Source organism: Acutalibacter sp. 1XD8-33, assembly GCF_003612555.1.
Classification (GTDB): Bacteria; Bacillota; Clostridia; order Oscillospirales; family Acutalibacteraceae; genus Acutalibacter.
Window position 1 is genome coordinate 1 of sequence record NZ_RAZF01000074.1, and the last position, 1,803, is coordinate 1,803.

At 58.3% G+C, this 1,803-nt stretch carries 1 protein-coding gene; it reads right to left on the reverse strand.

Annotated features, from left to right (window positions below):
* Positions 1 to 114 precede the first annotated feature (114 nt).
* On the reverse strand, positions 115 to 1,803 hold a 1,689-nt coding region (locus D7X94_RS17800; RefSeq protein WP_199715178.1), incomplete at its 5' end, for an S-layer homology domain-containing protein.

The following is a 1,803-nucleotide window of genomic DNA, read 5'->3' on the forward strand; positions in this document are numbered from 1 at the left end:
GGAACCCCTCCCAGCCGGCGGTCAAAACACACACCACAAAAAAGCAAGAGGGGCGGATTTCTCCGCCCCCCTCGCCTTTATGGGGTAATCATAAAATTTAGGTGAGTTGAAACCTTATTCAGCCGGAGCGGGGTCCGGATCCGGAGTAGGATCGGGGTCCGGGCTCGGATCAGGATCCGGAGTGGGATCGGGATCCGGTGTCGGATCAGGATCCGGAGTGGGATCGGGATCCGGTGTCGGATCAGGATCGGGCGTCGGATCAGGATCGGGCGTGGGCTCCTGCTCGGCCTTCTGATCATAGGCACGAACCAGGATGCACGCACCCTGCTCACGGGTCAGAGGACCAGTAGGATTGATTGTGCCGTCCGGGTTGCCCTTGAAGATGCCCGCGTCAATTGCGGCCTTCATGAAGCCCCTGGCCCAAGGAGATACCTTGTTGCCGTCCGGTACGTTGCTCAGATCCTCGCTGGTAACCTGCAGTCCGGTCCACTTCACCATGATCTTCGCAGCCTGCTCACGGGTGATGTTCGCCTTGGGGGAGAACTCCTTCTTGGCCAGGCTGGTGCCGTCAATGTACCCCTTCTCATAGCAGTACTGCACAGCGGCAGCCGCAGCCTGAGAGTTGGTGGCGGGCAAAACATCGGTGAAGGTGAACTCAGTGCCGGCGGGATACATCTCAACCAGCTTGTCGTTCACGTTGGAAACATTGGCATTCTCGTCGCTGAGCAGCAGGTCCGCACGGGCGATTACCAGAGCGAACTGGTAACGCTGCATAGCGGCCTTGGGCACGAAGGTAGTGCTGGTCATGCCGTTCATCAGGCCCAGGTTCAGAGCCTTGATGACTTCAGCGCGCATAGAGTCATTGGAAACCTTATCCAGATCGGTGTAACGATCGGCAGGATCTCCGCTAGGAGTCGCGGTGGGAGTCGCTGTCGGGGTAGCGGTGGGAGTGGGAGTGGGCGCCACGCCGGCAGTCAGGGTGTAGGTGAACTCAGTACCGTTCTCAGCCTTGATTACGATCTGAATGCCCTTGGAAATATCATAGGTCTTGTTGGCGTCATTGGCGTCGAAGGGCTCGCCGCCAACAGAAACGATGCTTCCCAGGTTGCTTACCGCGATGCGCAGACGCACGGCCTCGGGATTGGAGTCAACGGGCAGCTCCACGGTAGCGGTACGGGTTTCGTTGTTTACGGTAGCGGTGGTCTCGTCCACAACCAGGCTGGTGATCTCCGCAAAGTCGGACTGCGGCAGGATGGTCAGCTGGAGCTTGTAGGTGTTGAAGTTGGTGCGGTCCTCGTTGTACACGCGGATCTCAGCCTGCTTAGACTCCACCTTGCCCCACTGCTGGTTGTAGAAGTTGTCGTTGATTCCGTCGCCCATGCCGGTGACCTGCTGCTCGATGCCGGTGAGGGCGTCGAAGGTATACAGCTCGCCGTCCTTCACGAAGAAGGTGGTATCCTTGGTCCACTGGGCCACGTTCTGCTCCTGCTTCACCAGAGCCAGAGTGGTGAAGTTCTTGGGAACCTCGGTGCCGGCGTCGGTGATGGGATTGAAGAACTCGAAGCGATGATCCTGGATGGCGTCAATTACCAGAGCGCCTTCGCTGGCGGACAGGTCGATGTTGAAGTCGTACTTGTCGCTGTTGCGGTTGCCGATCCAGTCATAGCTGGCGGGCACTTCCACATTCAGGATCTTGGTGGCCTGGTTCACACGGGCGTTCACGCCATTGTTGGCGTTGCCAGCGGTCAGAGCGTCACCGGTAGCAAACTTATCTTTTACTACAGTGATGTAGTAGGTAGCGTC